The organism is Phreatobacter aquaticus, from assembly GCF_005160265.1.
Taxonomy (GTDB): Bacteria; Pseudomonadota; Alphaproteobacteria; order Rhizobiales; family Phreatobacteraceae; genus Phreatobacter; species Phreatobacter aquaticus.
The window spans coordinates 3,320,509-3,339,953 of record NZ_CP039865.1 but is presented as its reverse complement, the minus strand read 5'-3'; the positions used below and the strand labels follow the sequence as shown (position 1 = coordinate 3,339,953).

The 19,445-nt window shown below is 65.4% G+C and carries 19 protein-coding genes; 6 read left to right on the top strand and 13 right to left on the bottom strand.

The features are described 5' to 3' along the window. Nucleotides 1–26: 26 nt before the first annotated feature. The 3 genes from E8L99_RS15680 to map all read left to right on the top strand — a co-directional run bounded on the left by E8L99_RS15680 (nt 27) and on the right by map (nt 2,520). Nucleotides 27–956, top strand: coding sequence for an NAD(P)-dependent oxidoreductase (locus E8L99_RS15680; protein ID WP_256371392.1), 930 nt, complete (start codon nt 27–29; stop codon nt 954–956). 67 nt (nt 957–1,023) lie between these two features. Then, nucleotides 1,024–1,599: a DUF3916 domain-containing protein gene (locus E8L99_RS15675; protein ID WP_137100426.1), complete on the top strand. Its 576-nt coding sequence runs from the start codon at nt 1,024–1,026 to the stop codon at nt 1,597–1,599. Between the two features lie 120 nt (nt 1,600–1,719). Then, nucleotides 1,720–2,520, top strand: a complete 801-nt coding sequence (gene map, locus E8L99_RS15670) for a type I methionyl aminopeptidase (RefSeq protein WP_137102146.1) — start codon at nt 1,720–1,722, stop codon at nt 2,518–2,520. 7 nt (nt 2,521–2,527) lie between these two features. On the opposite strand, the gene E8L99_RS15665 is transcribed toward map, so the two are convergent. The 13 genes from E8L99_RS15665 to E8L99_RS15605 all read right to left on the bottom strand — a co-directional run bounded on the left by E8L99_RS15665 (nt 2,528) and on the right by E8L99_RS15605 (nt 15,084). Further along, nucleotides 2,528–2,968 carry a hypothetical protein gene (locus E8L99_RS15665; protein ID WP_137100425.1) on the bottom strand — a complete coding sequence of 147 codons (441 nt, stop codon included), beginning with the start codon at nt 2,966–2,968 and terminating at the stop codon, nt 2,528–2,530. 81 nt (nt 2,969–3,049) lie between these two features. Next, on the bottom strand, nt 3,050–4,450 hold the full coding sequence (locus E8L99_RS15660) for an amidohydrolase family protein (RefSeq protein ID WP_137100424.1): 1,401 nt from the start codon (nt 4,448–4,450) through the stop codon (nt 3,050–3,052). Nucleotides 4,451–4,518: 68 nt separating this feature from the next. Then, nucleotides 4,519–5,370 (bottom strand): ABC transporter substrate-binding protein, encoded by an 852-nt coding sequence (locus E8L99_RS15655; RefSeq protein WP_215907004.1) that lies wholly within the window; start codon nt 5,368–5,370, stop codon nt 4,519–4,521. 29 nt (nt 5,371–5,399) lie between these two features. Next, nucleotides 5,400–6,281, bottom strand: coding sequence for a polysaccharide deacetylase family protein (locus E8L99_RS15650; RefSeq protein ID WP_137100423.1), 882 nt, complete (start codon nt 6,279–6,281; stop codon nt 5,400–5,402). Then, on the bottom strand, nt 6,268–7,092 hold the full coding sequence (locus E8L99_RS15645) for an ABC transporter substrate-binding protein (protein WP_137100422.1): 825 nt from the start codon (nt 7,090–7,092) through the stop codon (nt 6,268–6,270). Before E8L99_RS15645 ends, E8L99_RS15650 begins: the two co-directional genes overlap by 14 nt. A gap of 52 nt (nt 7,093–7,144) precedes the next feature. Beyond that, the gene (locus tag E8L99_RS15640) at nt 7,145–7,912 is read right to left on the bottom strand and encodes an amino acid ABC transporter ATP-binding protein (protein ID WP_137100421.1); all 768 of its coding nucleotides are present in this window, start codon (nt 7,910–7,912) and stop codon (nt 7,145–7,147) included. Beyond that, entirely contained in the window at nt 7,909–8,763 is an 855-nt protein-coding gene (locus E8L99_RS15635) for an amino acid ABC transporter permease (RefSeq protein WP_137100420.1), read from the bottom strand. Before E8L99_RS15635 ends, E8L99_RS15640 begins: the two co-directional genes overlap by 4 nt. Beyond that, nucleotides 8,760–9,740, bottom strand: a complete 981-nt coding sequence (locus E8L99_RS15630; RefSeq protein WP_137100419.1) for an N-carbamoyl-D-amino-acid hydrolase — start codon at nt 9,738–9,740, stop codon at nt 8,760–8,762. Before E8L99_RS15630 ends, E8L99_RS15635 begins: the two co-directional genes overlap by 4 nt. A gap of 145 nt (nt 9,741–9,885) precedes the next feature. Then, a complete protein-coding gene (locus E8L99_RS15625) occupies nt 9,886–10,785 on the bottom strand; it encodes a LysR family transcriptional regulator (RefSeq protein WP_137100418.1) in 900 nt (299 codons plus the stop codon). Nucleotides 10,786–10,885: 100 nt separating this feature from the next. Then, complete coding sequence (locus E8L99_RS15620; protein WP_137100417.1) at nt 10,886–11,869, bottom strand: MBL fold metallo-hydrolase; 984 nt, start codon at nt 11,867–11,869, stop codon at nt 10,886–10,888. A 35-nt stretch (nt 11,870–11,904) separates the two neighbouring features. Then, the gene (locus E8L99_RS15615) at nt 11,905–13,650 is read right to left on the bottom strand and encodes an FAD-dependent oxidoreductase (protein ID WP_252511129.1); all 1,746 of its coding nucleotides are present in this window, start codon (nt 13,648–13,650) and stop codon (nt 11,905–11,907) included. Continuing rightward, a complete protein-coding gene (locus E8L99_RS15610) occupies nt 13,640–14,311 on the bottom strand; it encodes an EthD family reductase (protein WP_252511128.1) in 672 nt (223 codons plus the stop codon). Before E8L99_RS15610 ends, E8L99_RS15615 begins: the two co-directional genes overlap by 11 nt. Nucleotides 14,312–14,334: 23 nt before the next feature. Further along, nucleotides 14,335–15,084, bottom strand: a complete 750-nt coding sequence (locus E8L99_RS15605; RefSeq protein WP_137100415.1) for an SDR family NAD(P)-dependent oxidoreductase — start codon at nt 15,082–15,084, stop codon at nt 14,335–14,337. Nucleotides 15,085–15,413: 329 nt separating this feature from the next. Here E8L99_RS15605 and E8L99_RS15600 point away from each other — a divergent pair, with 329 nt between their 5' ends. From E8L99_RS15600 to E8L99_RS15590, 3 genes are all read left to right on the top strand, one after another. Continuing rightward, the gene (locus E8L99_RS15600; protein WP_137100414.1) at nt 15,414–16,628 is read left to right on the top strand and encodes an ABC transporter substrate-binding protein; all 1,215 of its coding nucleotides are present in this window, start codon (nt 15,414–15,416) and stop codon (nt 16,626–16,628) included. Nucleotides 16,629–16,711: 83 nt separating this feature from the next. Beyond that, nucleotides 16,712–17,635 (top strand): branched-chain amino acid ABC transporter permease, encoded by a 924-nt coding sequence (locus tag E8L99_RS15595; RefSeq protein ID WP_137100413.1) that lies wholly within the window; start codon nt 16,712–16,714, stop codon nt 17,633–17,635. A 4-nt stretch (nt 17,636–17,639) separates the two neighbouring features. Continuing rightward, entirely contained in the window at nt 17,640–19,445 is a 1,806-nt protein-coding gene (locus E8L99_RS15590) for a branched-chain amino acid ABC transporter ATP-binding protein/permease (protein WP_137100412.1), read from the top strand.

Sequence of the window (19,445 nt, the reverse complement as noted above, 5' to 3'; positions counted from 1 at the left end):
GTCTTTTGCGCGCTCATGTCGCTAGACTGAGCAAAACAACATCAGGGAGAGCGAGCATGACCAAGGCACGAGTGGGATTTATCGGCGTCGGCCTGATGGGCCATGGGATGGCCAAGAACATCGTCGAGAAGGGTTTCCCTCTGACCGTGATGGCCTATCGCAACCGCAAGCCGGTCGAGGACCTGATCGGTCGTGGCGCCAAGGAGGTCTCATCAGCGAAGGCGATCGCGGAGGCCTCCGACATCGTGGTGCTGTGCGTCACCGGCTCACCGCAGGTCGAAGCGATCGTCAACGGGCCGGACGGTCTTCGGGCCGGCGCCCACAAGGGCCTGACCATCATTGATTGCTCGACATCGGAACCGACGCTGACCCGCAAGCTCGCCGGGGAGCTTGCCGAGATCGGGGTGACCTTTCTGGATGCGCCCCTGTCGCGCACGCCGAAGGAAGCCTGGGAGGGCACGTTGGATGTGATGGCGGGTGGCTCGGAGGCCGATCTCGCGCGCGTCCGGCCTGTCATCGAGTGCTTTGCCGGCCGCATCGTCCATGTCGGGCCGACGGGTGCCGGCCACACGATGAAGATCGTCAACAACTTCGTCTCGATGGGCTATGCGGCGCTCTATGCCGAGGCGCTGGCCGTTGCCAAGGCCAATGGCGTGGCGCCAAAAGCCATGAATGCTGTGCTGAGCGGCGGCCGGATGGATTGCGGCTTCTACCAGACCTTCTTCAAATATGTGATCGAGCGCGACGAGAACGCCCACCGCTTCACGCTCGCCAATGCCCACAAGGACATGCGCTATTGCGCCGCCATGGCGGAGGCATCCGGCATTGCCAATCCCATGGGCGCGGCGGTCCGCAACTATTATGCGATGGCGGAGGCACAGGGCATGGGCGGCAAATATGTGCCGATGCTGTCGGACGTGGTGGCGAGCTGGAACGGGCTGAACCTTCTCGACTGACGAGGCGACGAAGGGGTCTCGCGCGCATCGCGCGGGCCCCTTGCTTCAAGCCGTCCTGCGAGCCGCCATGGTCAAGCCTGTCATCCGCCTATCCTTCGGCAAGAGCCGGCCGTTGCGCAAACCCGAAAAGCATGTGGCGGCCGTCGAGGACTGGGCCGCCGCGTTCAGCGGAACTTTTCCGGGACCGGGTGGCCCATCCCGCCCGTGCGAGCACTGGCACTTGCCGGTGGATCAGCGGCTCGTCCCGTTGGCGCAGCAAAATCCCGACTATGCGCGGCGACTGCTGCAGGCGCTGCTTGAGGCCGGCAGGCACCTGGTCGCGGCCCGTCCGGAGGCACGGACGCGTGACACCGTCTATGTCGCGGTCGGGTGGCCGGACATGTTCATGTCCGAAGTGGGTGTCTTTCTCGATCCGGCCTATGGCCGCGATTTCGAGCGTCGGACCCATCGCTATCAAACCTGGACCTTGCTGAACCCGCGAGCGCGAAGCCTGGTCGCCGAACTGGGTCTGATCCTGCCAGAAGGCTGGGTAGAGCACGGCTACCACGAACGCCAGGAGGATCCGGACGACGAGGCGCCGGGCGGCATCAGGGTGTTCGAGGATGAGATCTGGGTGCTGCGGGAGCCGATCGAGGGCACCTGAGCTCTCGATCAGCGAGCCTGTCCCATCGGCAAGGCTTGCCCCGCGGGACCAAATTCCCTATCTCGGTTGAAACTCAGGAATTTGCCCGTGGTCACCTATGTCGATGCCGGAACTGCGCCGATGCGCAAGAATGGCCAGATCAAGCTCTATGGTCCCGCAGCCTTCGAGGGCATGCGGCGGGCCGGACGTCTCGTCGCCGAATGCCTCGACATGCTGGTCGACGAGGTCGATGTCGGCGTGCCGAGCGAGCGGATCGACGAGCTGGTGTTCGAGTTCGCCATGGATCACGGCGCCTATCCGGCGACGTTGATGTATCGCGGCTACGAGAAGTCCTGCTGCACCTCGATCAACCATGTCGTCTGCCACGGCATCCCGAATGAGAAACCGTTCCGTGACGGCGACATCGTGAATATCGATGTGACCTTCGTGCTGGACGGCTGGCACGGCGATTCCTCGCGCATGTACACGGCCGGTGAGATTCCGCGGCGCGCCGAGCGCCTGATCGATGTCACCTATGAATCGCTGATGCGCGGCGTCGCCGCCGTGAAGCCTGGCGCGACGCTCGGCGATGTCGGCCACGCGATCCAGTCCTTCGTGGAGCCGCAGCACATGAGCGTGGTGCGCGACTTCTGCGGCCATGGCCTCGGTCGGATGTTCCATGACGAGCCGAATGTCGTCCATCTCGGGCGTCCCGGCGAAGGCCCCATGCTGAAGCCCGGCATGTTCTTCACCATCGAACCGATGGTGAACCTTGGCCGCCCGCATGTGAAAGTACTTTCGGACGGCTGGACGGCGGTCACCCGCGACCGCTCGCTGTCGGCCCAGTTCGAGCACACCGTGGCCGTGACCGAGACCGGCGTGGAAGTGTTCACACTGTCGCCCAAGGGCCTCGACAAGCCGCCGCACAAGGCAGCGGCCTGAGGCGCGCTCAAAGCCTGCGGCTCGGTTGTTCCTGCTCGGTGTCGCGCATGATCTGCATGAACTTGCGCCAGACCCGCTCGGCGATCGACAGCGCGCGGTCGATGTCCTGATCGCTGGGGAGTTGCGTGGCGGTGCCATCGGTCGGCGGTTTGGCGAGAGCCGTCGCCCCTCCCCGCTTCAGCGCTTCATTCTCGGCCTTCAGGCGTTCAACCTCGGCCTCGAGCGCGGTTCGGTCGTCTGGTACGAGACGGCAGGTCAGCCCACCGCTCTGGCGGGCGCAAAGCGAGATCTGGCCGGTGCGGCTGTCCATCCGCAGGAAACCCTCGGGCGTCTCGCGCAGCACGAAACGTCCATCGACGTCGCGCGGCGCAGGGATCGCGCCGGGCGTCTGGGCGAGCGCCAGACTGGGCAGGAGAACGAGAGCGAGAACCGGTCCGATGGCGCGCATGGGCTAGCTCCGTTGAAGGTTCGCCATCATAAGCGGCTTCATGACCGGACAATGGCCGGCGGATGAACCGCAGCTAAAGGGTCAGGTGCCCGTTCCGAGCCATTGGAGCTCGCCATCCGGCCGCGCGATGTCGGGATTGTCGGCCATCATCCGCTCCCAGACACGGCGGGTCACCCGGTCGGCCTCTTCCATCAGCGCGTCCTCGTCGATGGTGAGAACCTTGCGGTCGCGCATCAGGAACTCACCATCGACCATGACGGAATGGACGCAGCCGGGATGGCCGTAATGGACGATGTTGGAGACCAGGCGGACGATCGGCCGGAGCGCCGGCGTCTTGAGATCGATAAAGGTCAGGTCGGCCTTGTAGCCCACCTTGATCGCGCCGATCTCATCGCCCGCACCGACCGAGCGTGCAGCGATGGTCGTCACGCTGTCCAGCACCTCGTCGGGGCTTGGCGACACGCCGCCCTCGACCTCCCGGCCCCTGCCCGTCCGATGGACGATGGAGCCGAAGGCCATGGCCTGGAACATGTCCTCGCTCATGTTGTCGGTGCCGAAGACCACCTCGACGCCGGCATCGCGGATCTGGCCAATGCGGACCTTGTGGAATCCGCGCCTGGAGATCGAGGCCGGCGTATGGGCCATGCGAACCTTGCGCTCGGCCAATAGCGCGATGTCGGCCTCAGTGCAGAAGGTCCAGTGAGCGGCGGTCAGGTCGGGGCCGAGGAAACCCTCCCGATCAAGATATTCAGCCGAGGTCAGTCCGTGCGCCGCCTTGACGGCTGCGACCTCGCCCGGACTTTGCGACAGATGGACGGTGCGGGTCAGTTGGTGCTTCGCCGCGAAATCGAGCACGGATCGCAGCATCTTGGGCGAGCAATTGTCCGGCGCATGGGCCGCCGCCTGGCAGCGCACGCGGTCGCCATAGCTGCCATGAAACCCTTCGACCAGCGCCTCGGCGCGCTCCAGAAAGGCCGCACCGAAGGTCTCGTCCACCGCATACTCGCCGTGGCGGATGCGACGGGTGTCGATGTCGGCGCAGGATTCGGTGAGCCAGAGCCGCATGCCGGTCTCGGCCATGGCCTTGGCATAGGTCGTGACGTGCCGGAACGGATCGACCAGCGTCGTGGTGCCAGAGCGGATCGCCTCCAGGCAACCGAGCGCTGCCAGAACCGACCGCTCCTCGCCGCTCATCGCGTAGGACACCGGCGTCATGTAGCGGTAGATCGCCTCGCCAGACCAGTCCTCGACCGTGCCGCGCAGCGCAAGGAGGACGGTATGGGTATGGGCGTTGATGAAGCCCGGCAGGACGGCGAGGCCGCGGGCGTCGAAACGCTCGAGATCCGGATAGGCCTGCTCCAGCTCGGAGGTCGATCCGACAGCGGCAATCCGGTTGCCGATCACGGCAATCGCCGCATTGGACAGGACATCGTGCGCGGCATTGCCGGTCACGACGACAGTCCGTGTGATGAGCATGTTCATGGACGGACTCGCCTATGCAGGGGAACGACCGGCACAGCCCGTTGGCAGCGCCGGTCGATCGACAGGGGTCAGGGCTGGCCGGCGTCGACCGTTGCCGTGGCCAGGGCCTGATCCTCAATGCCGTGCTTCTTCAGGATCGCCAGATAGGTCCCGTCGGCGATCAGCTTGTTGATCGCAGCAACGACGGCATCGCGCAGAACGGTCGATTCCTTCGGAAAGGCCATGCCCGACATATTGACGCCGATGGGGCGGCCGATACGCACGAAAGTGTTGGGCTCCTGCTGGCTCAGATAGACGACATATTCGGCGCCCAGCACGGCGGCGTTGACGCGCGCCTGACGCAGGTCGGTGCGGGTGGCGGCAGCCCCCTCGGTGCCGACCACATTGATGGCAGGCCTGCCCTGGTCGACGCAGTTCTTCTGGCTCCACGCCGTCAGGGTCGGGAAATAGGCGGTCGTGCGCGGGGTGGCGATCGACTTGCCGCAGAGATCGGTCGGCTGGGTGATGCCGGCCGACTGAGCCGCGAGCGCGAAGATCTGCGGACCCGTCGAGACATAGTCGACGAAGCTCAACCGATCGCGGCGCGATGGCAGGTCGGTCATCGAGGAACCGGAGAAATCGATACGGCCGGTGGTCAGCGCCGGGATGAGCTGGGCGAATGCCATCTCTTCCCACTGGATGCGCAAGCCCAGCACCTTGGCGATTTCGGTGACGAGATCGACATTGACGCCGCGCCGCTCATTGGTCGCGGGGTCCTTGTAGGCCATCGGCGGATAGGTCGCCTCGATACCGATGCGCACGACGCCAGCCGTGCGGATGGCATCCGGGAGCACGATCGGCGCCTGGGCGAGCGCGGGCACCGCCTGTCCAAGGCAGAAGGCCATGGCCAGGGGCAGGAAACGGGACATTGTCCGGGTCATGGTCTTCTCCTCAGGGTTTCAGGGACAGGTCAGGCCGACTTGGCTTCGCAAGCCGCGAAATGCTTCGCGATCTCTTCGCCGGTCGTGATCCACACATCGCCGTAGGTCTTCACGCCGTCGAGGAACTCGCGCAGCAGCTTCAGCCGCATCGGCCGGCCGGAGACCTGCGGATGCAGAACGGTGGTGATCAGGCCGCCCCAGTCGCGGGTCTCGGCCAGTTCGTCGTTCCAGATCGACAGGACATGCTCGCGGGGAAACAGCGGGCGCGGCGAGAACCGGTGGGTCAGGCCGTACATCCAATCGTCATAGGTCATGGTGACCGGCAGCTCGATGATGCCGGGCGTGTTGTCGGCGAGGAGATGCCGGTAGGGCCGGACATCGTCGCGCCAGGACGAGGAATAGAGGAACCCGTGCTGCTTCAGCAGCACACGCAATTCCTCGCAGCTCTCGCCGAGCGGCGCGCGATAGCCGACAGGCACGACGCCGAGGCGACGCTTCAGGCTGTCCAGACCCTTTTCCAGTTCGTCGACGATCAGCGGGTCGCCGGGATCGGGCAGCAGGTGATGGAAGCCGTGATGACCGATCTCGTGGCCATCTTTCAGGATCGCCTCGCACATGGCGGGGTGCGCCTCGACGGACCAGCCCGTGATGAAGAAGGTCGCCTTCAGCTCCTGCTGGCGCAGCAACTCCAGCAGCTTGGCGACGCCGACGCGCGCCTCGAAGCCACCGTAGGAGACCGTCACCAGGCGCTCGTAGTTCTTCGGGTCCTTGGCGGTCCAGGCGCTTTCGGCGTCGACGTCAAAGGACAGGAAGACCGCGGCCTTGTTGCCATTCGGCCAGGGATATTCCGGCGACAGCGGCGCCCGGTTGGCGGGCAGAAGCGGAATGGCGTCGTATTTACTGGCCGGCATTGATGGTCACCTCGGTAAGTCCGTTCGTCGAGAGCTGCCACTTGTCGAGCAGCCGCTTGTAGGTTCCGTCCGCGATCAGCTGGCGCAGCGCGCTGACAATCGCCTGCTGCAGCTGGGTCTCTTCCTTGCCGGTCGCGATGCCCATCAGCGTCCAGCGGGTGGGCTCGCCGATCAGCGCGAAGGTGTTCGGCTCCATGCCCATGATGTAGGGCAGCGTCTCCGAGCCCTGCATGGCGGCGTCGATACGGCCCTGGCGCAGCTGCGTGCGAGCATCGGCCGAGCCCTCGGTGCCGACGATGCGGATTTCCGGGCGGCCCTTGGCCACGCAATTGGCATCCGAGAAGGCCTTGATCTCCGCCGGCAGCGAGGTCCGGCGCGAGGCCCCCACCGACTTGCCGCAGAGCGACTCGCGTGTAGGGAACTCCGCGGCACGGCTGTGCTGCGTGAAGAACTGGGTGCCCGAGCGGATGTAGTTGACGAAGGTTGCCGTCTCCTGGCGCGCCGGCAGGTCGGACATGCCGGACAGAATGATGTCGACGCGGCCGGTCTTCACCGCAGACAGCATCTGCTCGAAGCTCGTTTCCTGCCACTGCATGCGCACGCCGAGCTTCTCGGCGATGGCATTGCCAAGCTCGATGTCGAAACCGGTCAGCTGGTTCGTCGCCGGGTCCTTCATCTCAAGCGGCGGATAGTTCGGCACCACGGCCGCAATGATGGAGCCGCGCGTCTTGATGGCAGCGGGCAATTCCTGCGCAATGGCGGCCGATGCGGCAAGGCAGGCGGCGGCGGTGATCATCAGTCGCTTCAGCATGTCGGCTCCTCTGGATTGGTTGTGTGTCTGGTTCTTTTGGTGTTGCGACGGTTCATGACAGGACAGCGGCCAGGAAAGCGGCGGTCCGCGCCTCCTGCGGTGCGCCAAGGACCTCGGCTGCCGTGCCGCTCTCGATGATCAGGCCGTGATCCATGTAGACGACACGGTCGGCGACCTCGCGGGCGAAGCCCAGTTCGTGGGTGACGACAATCATGGTCATGCCGGAAGCTGCCAGTTCCTTCATGACGGCCAGCACTTCGCCGACCAGTTCAGGATCGAGTGCCGAAGTCGGCTCGTCGAACAGCATCAGCTTGGGTTTCATCGCGAGCGCGCGGGCAATCGCCACGCGCTGCTGCTGGCCACCCGAAAGATTGGTCGGATAGGCGCCGGCCTTCTCGCTCATGCCGACGCGCGCCAGAAGCGCCTTCGCCTCCTCGACCGCCTCGGCCTTCGGCCGCCCCTGAACCTGCACCGGCCCCTCGATGATGTTCTCGAGCGCCGTCATGTGCGGAAACAGGTTGAAGCGCTGGAAAACCATCCCGGTCTTGAGACGCTGCCTGGCAATGTCCTTCTCGGGAAGCCGATGGAGCCGCTCGTCGAGGATCCGGTAGCCTGTCAATTCGCCATCGACCCAGATGGCGCCCTTGTCGATCGCGACAAGCTGGTTGACGCAGCGCAAGAGCGTCGTCTTGCCGGACCCCGAAGCGCCGATGATGCAGGTGACCTCGCCGGCCTTGACGTCCAGAGAGACGCCTTTCAGGGCCTGGAAGGCGCCAAATGTCTTGTGGACATCGACGATGGAAACGAGCGGTGTTGTCATCGCCCAACTCCCGCACCGCGGCCGAAATGGCGCTCCAGCAGCATCTGCAGCGGCGTCAGGATCGAGACAATCGCGAGGTACCAGACGGCAGCCACCAGCAAGAGCTCGATGACCCGCGAATTGGCGTAGTAGATGTTCTGCGCGTTGTGCAGGATCTCGGAGAACTGGATGACGCTGGCGAGCGAGGTCAGCTTGACCATGCCGATGAACTCATTGCCGAGCGGCGGAATGATCACCCGCATGGCCTGCGGAAAGACGATGCGGCGCAGCGACTTCAGCCGCGTCATACCGATGGCTTTGGCGGCTTCATACTGACCGGTATCGACCGACAGCATGCCTGCACGCATGACTTCCGACGTATAGGCGCCCTGGTTGATGCCGAGGCCAAGAAGCGCTGCCACTGCCGGCGTCATGACGTCGACGGTCCGGACACTCCAGACGCCGGGAATGCCGAGATGGGGAAAGATCAGCGCGAGATTGAACCAGAGCAGCAGCTGGAGGATCACCGGCGTGCCGCGGAACAGCCAGGCATAGCCGAGCGCCACACCCTTCAGGACCGGGTTCGGCGACATGCGCATGACGGCCACCACGACACCGAGGATGATGCCAAGCGACATGGCGCCAATGGTCATCAGGATCGTGTTGACGAGGCCGTCAAGGATGGCGCGGGCGGTCAGGAAGGTTCCGACATATTGCCATTCGATCTGGCCGCGGGCGAAGGCACGCCCCAGGATCAACAGCACCACCACGATCGCGATGGCGGCGAGCCAGCGGCCATAGTGCCGGTCGGGCACCAGCTTGTAGGCTGAAATATCCGGCAGCGCGCCGGTGCGGGAGACAGCCTGGCTCATCGCCCCTGCCCTCCCGCGACCTTCAGCGGAGTCCCGACCGGCGGCGGCTCGGCGCCGACCTGGTCGACGATCCGGCTGTACTGCGCCGGCCGGCGGTGGGCGGCGAAGTTGAACATCTTCTCCTTGCCCTGCCGGCACGCGTCGAGGTCGATGTCGGCGACCAGAACCTCGTCGCCGAGCGACTGCGCCTGGGCGACGATGACGCCGTTCGGGTCAACGATCAGCGAGCCGCCGATGAGGCCTGAGCCGTCCTCGTTGCCCGCCTTGGCGACCGAGACCGCCCAGGTCGCGTTCATGTAGGCATTGGCCTGGACCGCAAGGGTGGAGTGGAAGGTGCGCAGCTCCTCGTTCTCGGTCTTGCCGCCATTGGGATCATAGGCAGCCGAATTGTAGCCGATCAGCATCAGCTCGACCGACTGGAGGCCGTAGCAGCGCCAGGCCTCGGGCCAGCGGCGGTCATTGCAGACCAGCATGCCGGTGACCGGGCTGCCCCAAGCATCGGGGCCGTAGAAGGCGGAAAAGCCAAGATCGCCATACTCGAAATAGCGCTTCTCGAGCTGCTGGAACTTGTCGCCGATGCGCGGCTCGACGGAGCCCGGCAGATGCACCTTGCGGTATTTGCCAAGCAGTTCGCCATCCGGACCAACCGTGATCGAGCTGTTGAAATGGTGGCCGTCGGCGGTTTTCTCGGCATAGCCGACATAGAAGCCGATCTTGCGCTCGCGGGCCCGGTCGAACAGCGCCGACACCATCGGGTTCGGCATGGCCGGCTCGAAATAGGCTTCAAGTTCGGCAGGCGTCAGCAGCCAGCGCGGAAAGAAGGTGGTGAAGGCGAGCTCGGGGAACACGACGAGCTGCGCGCCCTGGTCGGCGGCCTGATCCAGCAGCGCGATCATCCGCGCGAGAATGGCCTCGCGGCTGTCGGCCCGCTGGTTGGGGCCCATCTGGGCAGCTGCGACACGCAGGATACGGGGCATGGTGGGTCCTCGATCGAACAGCGATTGCAGGCGAGCAAAAGCGGGACGGTTCGAAATGTTGCACATCCGGTCCGACGTGCAATGCCCAGAGCTATGATTTTTTGGGCATGTCTATTTGCTGAGCAAATACCTCGTTCAGCCGCGCTCAACCCAGGCGTGGCGCTACATCCTCCAGCGACGTCCTGACCTCGCGCAGGAAGGCTTCGGCGAGCCGCGAAACGGGCCGGCCTTTGGGCCTGAGAACATAGGCAGTGACCGGCGTTGCCGGCTCGAACGGCCTGACAACCAGATCATAATGGCCACTACACGTGGGCGAGAACGGATCGACCACCGTGACGCCGACGCCGTTTTCGGCCAGCACGCAGGCGGTCTGGCAATAGCGCACCTCGACCGCGAAATTGTAGGGGACAGCCGCCTGCTGGAAGGCTTCGCGGACCGCCGTGCCCAACCGCGAACCGCGTTCGAGGGCGATGAACGGCTCGCCATGCAGATCGGCCGGCGTCACCACCCCTTTGGCGGCCAAGGGATGATCGGGCCGCACGACGCAGACCATGCGGGATGCCAGCAGCGGTTCGACATCAAGCGCCGGGTGATCGCCGATGCCGAGCACGAAGCCGAGTTCGGCAACACCCATCTCGACGGTTTCCACCACCTGCTCCAGGCGGCGGACGTCGAAGGCGACCTTGACCTTGGGCCGCTTGGCGAGGAACCGCCTGAGCGCGGAGGGTATCGCGCCATAGCCGAGCGGCGGTGTGCCGACAATGCGGATCTGGCCGGCCTTGGTGTCGCGGAGATCCTGGACCTTGGCCTCCAGCGCCGCATGCATCAGGAAGATCGGCTCGGAATCCTGATAAAGCGCGCGGGCCTCGGCCGTCGGGAACAGGCGGTTGTTCACCCGCTCGAAAAGCGCGAAGCCCAGCTGCTGCTCCAGATGCTTGATGGCGTTGGAGACCGCCGGCTGGGACAGACCCAGTTCGCGCGCGGCGCCAACCGTTGTCTCGCAACGGATGACGGCGCGCAGAAGTTCGAGCTGGCGGAGGTTCATCTATCACTCGGGCGAATAGTCTCGTCCGCCCATGATAGAGACAGAAATGCTGCAGTGCCAAATTCTCCCGGCGGGACGGCCGGGAGAACGCTCCCCCTGTTTACCGCCGGATCTCGGCATCCTTCATCGGCTGGCCCTTTTCCAAGGCGCGCCACATGGCGACGTCGCGCTCGGCGGTCCAGATCTGGGGATGGTCGAGCCCCTTGGCCTCGTCATAGGCCCGCGACACATTGAACGGCATGCAGTGCTCGAAGATGACCCAATGGCCGTATTTCGGGCGCATGGCCTCCATGGCCGCATGATAGGTCGTGCCGAGATCGTGGCCGGCGGCGACGGACTTCTTCGCGATGGCGAAGAGATCGGAGGTGAAGGCGGCGGTGCCGGAGAGCCCCTCCTCCACTTCGGTCGGGTTCATCAGGCTGCGGCCGCGACCCGGCACCAGCTTCTGGGGCCCGAGCTTGCGGATGGCATCCAACGTGCCCGACCAGTCGGCGAAATGGGCGTCGCCGCAATAGGGCGTCGCGCCGAACTCGACGGTGTCGCCGGCGAACATCACCCTCTCCTTCGGCAGCCAGACGACCGTGTCGCCAGCCGAATGGCTGCGGCCGACATGGATGATCTGGACCTCGCGCTTGCCCATCCAGAGCGTCATCTGCTTCTTGAAGGTGATGTGGGGCCAGGTCAGGCCGGGAATGCTCTCGCGGCCACGAAACAGCCGCGGAAAGCGGCCGATCTCCGAATCCATGTCCTGCTGGCCCCGCTCCACGATCAGGTCGCGGGTCGCTTCCGACGCGATGATCTCGGCACCGTGGTAGCCGGAGGCGCCGAGCACGCGCACCGCGTGATAGTGCGACAGAACGATGTGCTTCACCGGCTTGTCGGTGACCGTGCGGATGCGCGCGATGACATCGGCTGCCATGGCGGGCGTCGCCTGGGCATCGACGACCAGCACGCTGTCGTCACCGACCACTACGCCGGAATTCGGATCGCCCTCGGCGGTATAGCCATAGAGGCCCGGACCAAGCTCCTCGAAGGAGATGATCTTGTCGCTCATGTCATTGGTGCTGGCGAAACCTGCGGTCATGGCTGGGGGTCCTTGAAATCTGAAATGACAGCCGGTCAGGCCGCGGTGAGGTCGGCAGCGGTAGCGCCGGCCATGTGTCGGGCTGCAATGTAGCCGAAGGTGAGCGCCGGGCCGAGCGTGATGCCTCCGCCTGGATAATTGCCGCCCATGATGCTCGCCATGTCATTGCCGCTGGCATAGAGGCCGGGGATCGGCCGGCCGGCGCCATCGAGCACACGGGCATCGCCGTCGGTCTTGAGGCCCGCGAAGGTGCCGAGATCGCCGACCACCACCTCGACCGCATAGAACGGCCCGGTCTCGATGGGGGCAAGGCATGGATTGGGCTGCCACTCCGGATCGCCGTTGAAGCGGTTATAGGCGGTGGAGCCCTTGCCGAAGGCATGGTCCTCGCCGTTTGCCATGTCGCGGTTCCATTCGGCGATGGTCGCCTCCAGCCCGGCGGGATCGATCCCGGCATTGGCGGCGAGATCGCGGATGGTGCCTCCGGTCTTGAGATAGCCGGAGCGGACCTGCGGCCCGACCGGCACCGGAAACGGCTTGACGAAGCCCAGGCCGAAGCGGCGCAGGAAGGGCCGGTCGACGATCAGGAAGGCGTGGGCCGGCTTGTTCGGTTCGCCTGCGGCGAACAGCGCCTGGCAGAAGTCGTGATAGGAATTGGCCTCGTTGACGAAGCGCCGGCCATTGGGCAGCACGGCGATGAGGCCGGGCTTGGCGCGGTCGATGAAGTGGGGAAATACCCCGAAAGTGCCATCGCTGCGCGGCACGCGCGACACCGGCACCCAGGCGGCGGCATTGGGATAGCCGTTCTCGACCAGCCCACCGGCTGTCTCGCCGAGCGCCAGACCATCGCCCGTATTGGTCTCGGGCGCCGGGGAATAATGGCCGGTATTGTCGCGGTCGTGCGGGAACATGGCGCGGCGGCGGGCCTTGTCCTGCGGAAAGCCGCCGGCTGCCAGCACCACCCCACGGTGGGTGATGACCTCGACCTCGCCGTCCTTGGTGCCGACGATCGCGCCGGTCACCGCGCCATTGACCCGGATCAGCCGCTCGACCGGCGCATCGGTCCAGACCTCGGCGCCAAAGTCGAGGGCTGAGCGAAACAGCCGGGCCGCCAGCGCATTGCCGTTGGTGAGCAGCATGCCGCGGCCATTGAAGGCGAGATCGCGGGCGTGGCTGACAAGCCGCTTCGCAACATAGGCGGCGGAGGCGACCGAGCGGGTCACGTTGAAGAAGTGCTTCAACTCGGGGCCCGAGCCGATCATCAGGCCGACGAAGGTGAGCTCCGGCAGCGGCGGGCGCAGGCGCTTCAGTTCCGGCCCCAGTTCCTGGCCGGCGAAGTTCCGCGCCTTGATCGAGCGGCCGCCCGAGCGGCCCCCCGGTGCGGTCGGGTGATAGTCCGAAAAGGCGGAGGCCGGCTCGAACTGGACCTTGGTCTTGGTCTCGAAGAAGTCTATCGCCTCGGGGCCGGTGGCGAGGAAGGAATCGACACAATCGGCGTTGAAGTGGTTGCCGGCCTCGTGGCGCAGATAGGTGCGGGCCTCCTCGACGCTGTCGACAATGCCGTCGGCTTTCGAGATCGGGTTGTTGGGCACCCACATGAAGCCGCCGGACAAAGCCGTCGTGCCGCCGACATAGGGCGCCTTTTCGGCGACGATCACCTTGAGGCCGCGGGCGGCGGCAGCGACGGCTGCGGCGAGGCCCCCGGCGCCGGAACCAACGACCAGCACATCGCATTCGACCCGCTTGGGTGCAGCCGCCATCGGCTTGCTGTCAGACGACATGATGAACCTCGACAAGGAAGGGAGTAATTTCGTCGATAAAGTCGAGCGCTTGGGCTTGCGACCTGTCAGCCGCGGGCGAGCGGAAGGCAGCAACGAGGTCCGCCTCGCTGCGGAACCACAACTCCACGACGCCATCGACCGGCACGGCCTCATAGGGTGACGATGCGCCGGGCACACCCTCACGGTCGACAACGAGATTCTGCCGATAGCCCGCGATCCCCGGAAAGGCCGCGATCAATGGTGCGTGGATGACCTGCCATTCGTGGGCGAAACGCTCGGCGCTGATGTCGGGCCGGCGCTTCAGAAGCGACATGCGCTTGATCAACGGACCATCGGCTGGGGGGACGACGGTCGTCTGCCGCGCCACAAGAACGCGCGTGTCGCTGAGAAATTCGGGCGAATCCTCGACAATCGGCCGGTAGGCAGGCGACGCGATCGCTGCGCGCATGGCCGCTTCGTCGTCGAACCAGAGCTCCGAAATCCCGTCAATGTCCCATTGGCCACCCTTGTGGTCGATGGCGAGGTGTCGGCGATCGACGACATGGTTCTGATGATAGGCGCGCAAACCCGGAAATTCGGCCGCAAGCGGTCCGTGAACGTCGCGCCAATGGCGTCGGAACGCATCCACCGGCACGTCTGGCCGCCTGGTGAGAAGGCCCATCCTGACGATCATGGCGGGGGCGCTCACAGCGCGAGATAGCCGCCGTCGACGACAAGCGTCGTGCCGGTGACATAGCTGGACATGGCCGAGGCCAGGAACACGACGGGACCGACCAGTTCCTCGGGCTCGCCATAGCGGCCCATCGGGATGCGGGCGAGAAACCGCTCGGACCGCTCGGGATTGTTGCGGGTCGCCTCCGTCATGGCGGTGGCGATGGTGCCGGGCGCCACGGCATTGACGCGGATGCCCTCCTTGGCGAGTTCGTGCGCCATGTTCTGGGTCAGCGCCTTCACGCCCGCCTTCGACACGGGATAGCTGACCGAGGTCGCGGTCGAGACGAAGGACGCGATGGAGGCGATGTTGACGATCGTCCCCTTGGTTGCGCGGAGTTGACCGAGAAAGGCCAGCGAGACGTTGAGCGTGCCGCGCAGGTTGATGTCCATCGCGGCGTCCCACATCCGCTCGAGATCGGGACTGTCGAGCGTGTGACGCGGGCAGATGCCGGCATTGTTGACCACCAGCGAGACGCTCTGGCCCGAGGTGGCGATCTCCGACGCCAGAGCCCGGCAGGCCGCGCTATCGGCAACATCGAGGCGATGCGACGTCGCCTTGCCGCCTTCGGCCACGATCCGCTCCGCGGTACGGGCAGCGGTCGCCGGGTCGATATCGGTCGCAACAATGATCGCGCCTTCGCGGGCAAGGCCGAGAGCAATCGCCTCGCCATTGCCTTGGCCAGCCCCGGTGACGATGGCGACGCGCCCATCCAGCAGCATGATGACGTTTCCCGGAATATCGTTTTCTTGATGCCGTGAGCTCCATGAGCCGCCGGCCACCCGTTGGCTCAGACTTATTCATATGGCGAGCAAGTTCGCAAGGGACGAATCCACTTGCCTCGGATTTGTCGGTTGCGTAGGCCTTCGCCTATTGCTAACAAAATTGAACCGATCGTCGTCAACGCCAAAAACAACAAGATCGGGTCCGGGAGTGAATGCAAAGGCGCGGGCCCTCCACGCCAAAGCTCCGTCCTGTCCCCGATCTGCCAGAAGCCCCCACGGGCGACGGTTCGGATGCGCAAAAAGCCGGCTCGTCGGCAGGAGGAAACATGACCAGCACCCCGAAGCTCAGCCGGCGCCACGTCGTCGCCGGTCTCGCCGCCGCCCCCGCCATCTCGCTCTCGGGCCGCGCCGCCTTTGCCGCCGATCCGATCAAGATCGGCTTCAATGGCGACCTGTCGGCCTCGCCTTCGGCCCAGTCAGGCCGTGCCGCCGTCGTCGGCATCCAGGCCGCGATGGAAGATGCCGCCAAGCTGAACATCACACCGGCGCCGTTCACGCTGGTGTCGCGTGACGACCTCTCGCAGCCGCCGAAGTCGATCCAGAACATGAGCGACCTGATCGACAACGAGAAGGTTGTGGCGGTGTTCGGCCCGACCAATTCCGGCAACGCGCTGGCCTGGAAGCACATTCCCAACCAGAAGCGCATTCCGGTGATGGGCTGCATCGGGTCAGCCACCGACATCACCAAGCCGGTGAGCGCTGGCGCCGACAATTACATGTTCCGCGTCGGCAGCGTCGACCGCACACAGGTCGTGGCCCTGATGGGCTATGCCAAGAAGAATCCGAACACCAAGAAGATCGGTTTCCTGACAGAGACCACCGGCTACGGCCAGGGTGGCCTGAAGGACCTCGTCGAGGTGGCGGCCGCCCAGGGCATGCAGGTCCATGCCAACGAGAAGTTCAACGTTGCCGACACCGACATGACCTCGCAGCTTGCCAAGCTCAAGGCAGCCGGTGTCGACACCGCGCTGGTCTGGGCCCAGGGCACGCCGATCGGCCAGCTCATGCGCTCGATGGACAAGATCAACTATTTCCCGATCACCCTGACCAGCTGGGCGGCCGACAACCTGTCCTTCATCAACGCATCCGGTCCGGCCCTTGCAGAAAAGCCGATCTTCCTGCGCACCGTGTCGGAGACCCGCACGGCCCGCCAGCAGGCGCTGTTCGATCGCATCCGGCCGAAGCTCGACGCCGATTCCGCCTTCTCGTTTGCCGTCCACGGCTATGACGCGACCATGCTGCTGGCGCTCGCCATCAAGCAGGCCGGCTCGACCGAGGGCCCGAAGGTGCGTGCCGCGCTGGAAGACCTCCAGGGCACTTACGAGGGCTATGCCAAGACCTACACCAAGCCCTTCTCCAAGGCGGATCACGACGCGCTCGGCGCCGCCGACCAGCGCTGGACCTGCTGGCGCGGTGGCAAGCTCGCCGCCTTCACCGATCCGGTGATCGAGAGCCTGAAGGCCGACGACTTCAAGGGCTGACCCTTGGCCCTTCGCCCGGCTTGCGGACAAGCAGGCCGGGCGCATTCTCAGAACGACCCATTTCCGTCTCCCGGGGGAATATCGTGCTGGCCACCTCTCTTCAGGCCCTCGTGAGCGGCCTTGCCGTCGGTGGCATCTATGCCCTGATCGCGCTCGGTTTCAGCATCACCTTCACCACAACCAAGACGCTGAACTTCGCCCAGGGCGAGTTTGTTGGCATCGGCGCCTTTGTCGGTGTCACCGCCCTTTATCTCCTGAGCGGCGCTTCGGGTCCGATGAGTTCTCTCAATCAGGGGGCGTCTGCCGGGATCAATTTCCCGGCGGCGGTCATCGCCGTCGGCGTGGTGATGGCCGTGCTCGGCATCCTTCTGTTCGTCATGGCGGTTAAGCCCTTTGCCGGGAAGCCCGGCATGGCCTGGATCATGAGCACGATCGGGTTCGGCACGATCCTGCAGAGCCTTGGCCTCGTCGTCTGGGGCCCCGCCCCGGTCAATGTCCCCTCGCCCTTCGGCGACGATGTCATCCGGATCGCCGGTATCGGCGTCCGCCCGCAGGAAATCGTCGTGCTGGTCGTGTCGGTTGCCCTCATGGCGGGGCTTGACCTGGTGATGCGCCGCACCCGGCTCGGCAAGGCGATGCGGGCGGTTGCCCACAGCCCCTCCGTCGCGGCGCTCATGGGCATCAATGTCACCGCGATCATGCTGGGGGCCTTCGCGCTCTCCAGCCTGCTCGCCGGCGTCGGCGGTCTCATGGTTGCGCCGATCTCGTCGGCGTCCCTGTTCCTCGGCATGGGCATCGCGCTGAAGGCCTTCTCGGGTGCGATCCTCGGCGGGCTCGACAATCCGCGCGGCTGCATCCTCGGCGGCTTCATGCTCGGCGTGCTCGAACAGGGCGTCGCGCTCTGGCAGGCGCAATGGCGCGAGATCGTCGTGTTCCTGCTGATCATCCTGGTGCTGGCGATCTTCCCGAACGGGCTGTTCGGGTCGCGCTCCCTCGACAAGGTCTGATCCGATGCGCCACGTGCTGACGGCCGTTGCCATCGCGGTTCTCGCGGCGCTGCTCGCGCTCTCGACGGCCAATGATTTCTACCTGCGCATCCTGTTCTCGGCCTGCGTCTATTTCCTCTGCGCGACCGGCATGAACGTGCTGCTCGGCTTTGCCGGCCAGAAGTCGCTTGGACAGGCCGGCCTGTTTGCGGCCGGCGCCTATGCGGCGGCGCTCGCCACAACGAGCTTCGACATGAACCCATGGGCGGCGCTGGTGCTCGCCACCATCGTCTCCGCCCTGTTCGGCGTGCTGATCGCAGCACCCTCGCTCAGGGTGAAGGGCCCGAGCCTCGCCATGGTGACGCTCGCCTTCGGTGTGGTGGTGGAAAAGCTGGTGACGGAGGCCTCCGACATTTTCGGCGGCGCCATGGGCATCTATGCGATCAAGCCGCTGACCTTCGCCGGCCAGCCCTTCACGATGACGCAATGGGTGTTGTTCGCCATCGCGCTGTCGCTTGGCACCCACCTGCTCATCCGCAACCTGCTGATCGGCCGTTTCGGCCGGGCGCTGCTGTCGGTGCAGGGCGACGAGATAGCCGCCAGCGCCATGGGCGTGCCGGTGCTCAGCTATAAGGTGCTGGCCTTCGTGGTGGCGGCCGCCACCTGCGGGCTCGCCGGCGCGCTGGTCGCCCAGCAGAACCAGTATTTCAACTCCGACTTCGTCAATTTCAACCTGTCGATCTTCATCCTGCTGACCGTGCTGTTCGGCGGCTCCGGATCGCTGGCAGGCCCATTCCTCGGATCAGTGACGCTGACGCTGCTCTCGGCCTTCCTCGCCCGCTGGTCGTTCATCGAGCATTTCGTCAACGGCGCCCTGCTGCTGTTCGCGCTCTATGTCATGCCTCAGGGCCTGGCCGGCATCGGCGCGCAAGTGCTCAGACGATTCCGCCCGGCCAAGCCGGCGGACCTGCCAGGCGCGACCGCGGCAGAAGCATCCCTTCCCGTCCGGGCGATTGCCGCGGGCGGCACGGATCCGGTGCTGACGGCCTCTCACCTCAGCAAGGCCTATGGCGGCGTGAAGCCGGCGCGCGACGTCAGCGTCAATGTCACCAAGGGCCATATTCACGCGCTGATCGGCCCGAATGGCGCGGGCAAGAGCACGTTCATCAACATGCTCACCGGCATCGTCCGGCCGGATGCCGGCGACATCGTGCTGAACGGGCAAGACCTCAGGCAGGCCTCGGTCCACGGCATCTGCCGCGCCGGCCTTGCGCGCTCGTTCCAGAATCTCCGGCTGTTCCGCGATCTCACGGTCACCGACAATGTGCTGATCGGCCAGCACAGCCGCATGCGCAACGGCTTCCTGTCATCCCTGCTGGCGTTGCCGCTGGCGCGCCGCGAGGAGGCCGAGGCTCGCCGCCGCGTGGCGGGCATTCTCGCCTTCCTCGATCTCACCGCCCACGCCGAGGCGCCCGCCGGCAGCCTGCCCTATGGCCTGCAGCGGCGCGTGGAACTGGCGCGAGCGCTTGCGACCGAGCCCGAAGTCTTGCTGCTGGATGAGCCGGCGGCAGGCCTCAATCCGCAGGAGACGGAAGAGCTCGGCCGTCTCCTTGTGCGCATCCGCGACCAGGGCATCACCATTCTGCTGGTCGAGCATCACATGGATCTCGTCATGGCGATTTCCGACCATGTGATCGTGCTCGACTATGGCGAGAAGATCGCCGAGGGCCCGCCGGCCAAGGTTCAGGCAGACCCGCGGGTGACCGCCGCCTATCTCGGCGTCGACGAGGACGATGACGAGGCCCTGGCGACCCAGGCCGCGGGAGTTTGA

What these genes read in the sequence shown, in the direction of transcription:
- E8L99_RS15675 (WP_137100426.1), top strand. Translation starts at nt 1,024, where the DNA reads ATGGTCAAGCCTGTCATCCGCCTATCCTTCGGCAAGAGCCGGCCGTTG.
- map (WP_137102146.1), top strand. Translation starts at nt 1,720, where the DNA reads ATGCGCAAGAATGGCCAGATCAAGCTCTATGGTCCCGCAGCCTTCGAG.
- E8L99_RS15665 (WP_137100425.1), bottom strand. Translation starts at nt 2,968, where the DNA reads ATGCGCGCCATCGGACCGGTTCTCGCTCTCGTTCTCCTGCCCAGTCTG.
- E8L99_RS15660 (WP_137100424.1), bottom strand. Translation starts at nt 4,450, where the DNA reads ATGAACATGCTCATCACACGGACTGTCGTCGTGACCGGCAATGCCGCG.
- E8L99_RS15655 (WP_215907004.1), bottom strand. Translation starts at nt 5,370, where the DNA reads ATGACCCGGACAATGTCCCGTTTCCTGCCCCTGGCCATGGCCTTCTGC.
- E8L99_RS15650 (WP_137100423.1), bottom strand. Translation starts at nt 6,281, where the DNA reads ATGCCGGCCAGTAAATACGACGCCATTCCGCTTCTGCCCGCCAACCGG.
- E8L99_RS15645 (WP_137100422.1), bottom strand. Translation starts at nt 7,092, where the DNA reads ATGCTGAAGCGACTGATGATCACCGCCGCCGCCTGCCTTGCCGCATCG.
- E8L99_RS15640 (WP_137100421.1), bottom strand. Translation starts at nt 7,912, where the DNA reads ATGACAACACCGCTCGTTTCCATCGTCGATGTCCACAAGACATTTGGC.
- E8L99_RS15635 (WP_137100420.1), bottom strand. Translation starts at nt 8,763, where the DNA reads ATGAGCCAGGCTGTCTCCCGCACCGGCGCGCTGCCGGATATTTCAGCC.
- E8L99_RS15630 (WP_137100419.1), bottom strand. Translation starts at nt 9,740, where the DNA reads ATGCCCCGTATCCTGCGTGTCGCAGCTGCCCAGATGGGCCCCAACCAG.
- E8L99_RS15625 (WP_137100418.1), bottom strand. Translation starts at nt 10,785, where the DNA reads ATGAACCTCCGCCAGCTCGAACTTCTGCGCGCCGTCATCCGTTGCGAG.
- E8L99_RS15620 (WP_137100417.1), bottom strand. Translation starts at nt 11,869, where the DNA reads ATGACCGCAGGTTTCGCCAGCACCAATGACATGAGCGACAAGATCATC.
- E8L99_RS15615 (WP_252511129.1), bottom strand. Translation starts at nt 13,650, where the DNA reads ATGTCGTCTGACAGCAAGCCGATGGCGGCTGCACCCAAGCGGGTCGAA.
- E8L99_RS15610 (WP_252511128.1), bottom strand. Translation starts at nt 14,311, where the DNA reads ATGGGCCTTCTCACCAGGCGGCCAGACGTGCCGGTGGATGCGTTCCGA.
- E8L99_RS15605 (WP_137100415.1), bottom strand. Translation starts at nt 15,084, where the DNA reads ATGCTGCTGGATGGGCGCGTCGCCATCGTCACCGGGGCTGGCCAAGGC.
- E8L99_RS15600 (WP_137100414.1), top strand. Translation starts at nt 15,414, where the DNA reads ATGACCAGCACCCCGAAGCTCAGCCGGCGCCACGTCGTCGCCGGTCTC.
- E8L99_RS15590 (WP_137100412.1), top strand. Translation starts at nt 17,640, where the DNA reads ATGCGCCACGTGCTGACGGCCGTTGCCATCGCGGTTCTCGCGGCGCTG.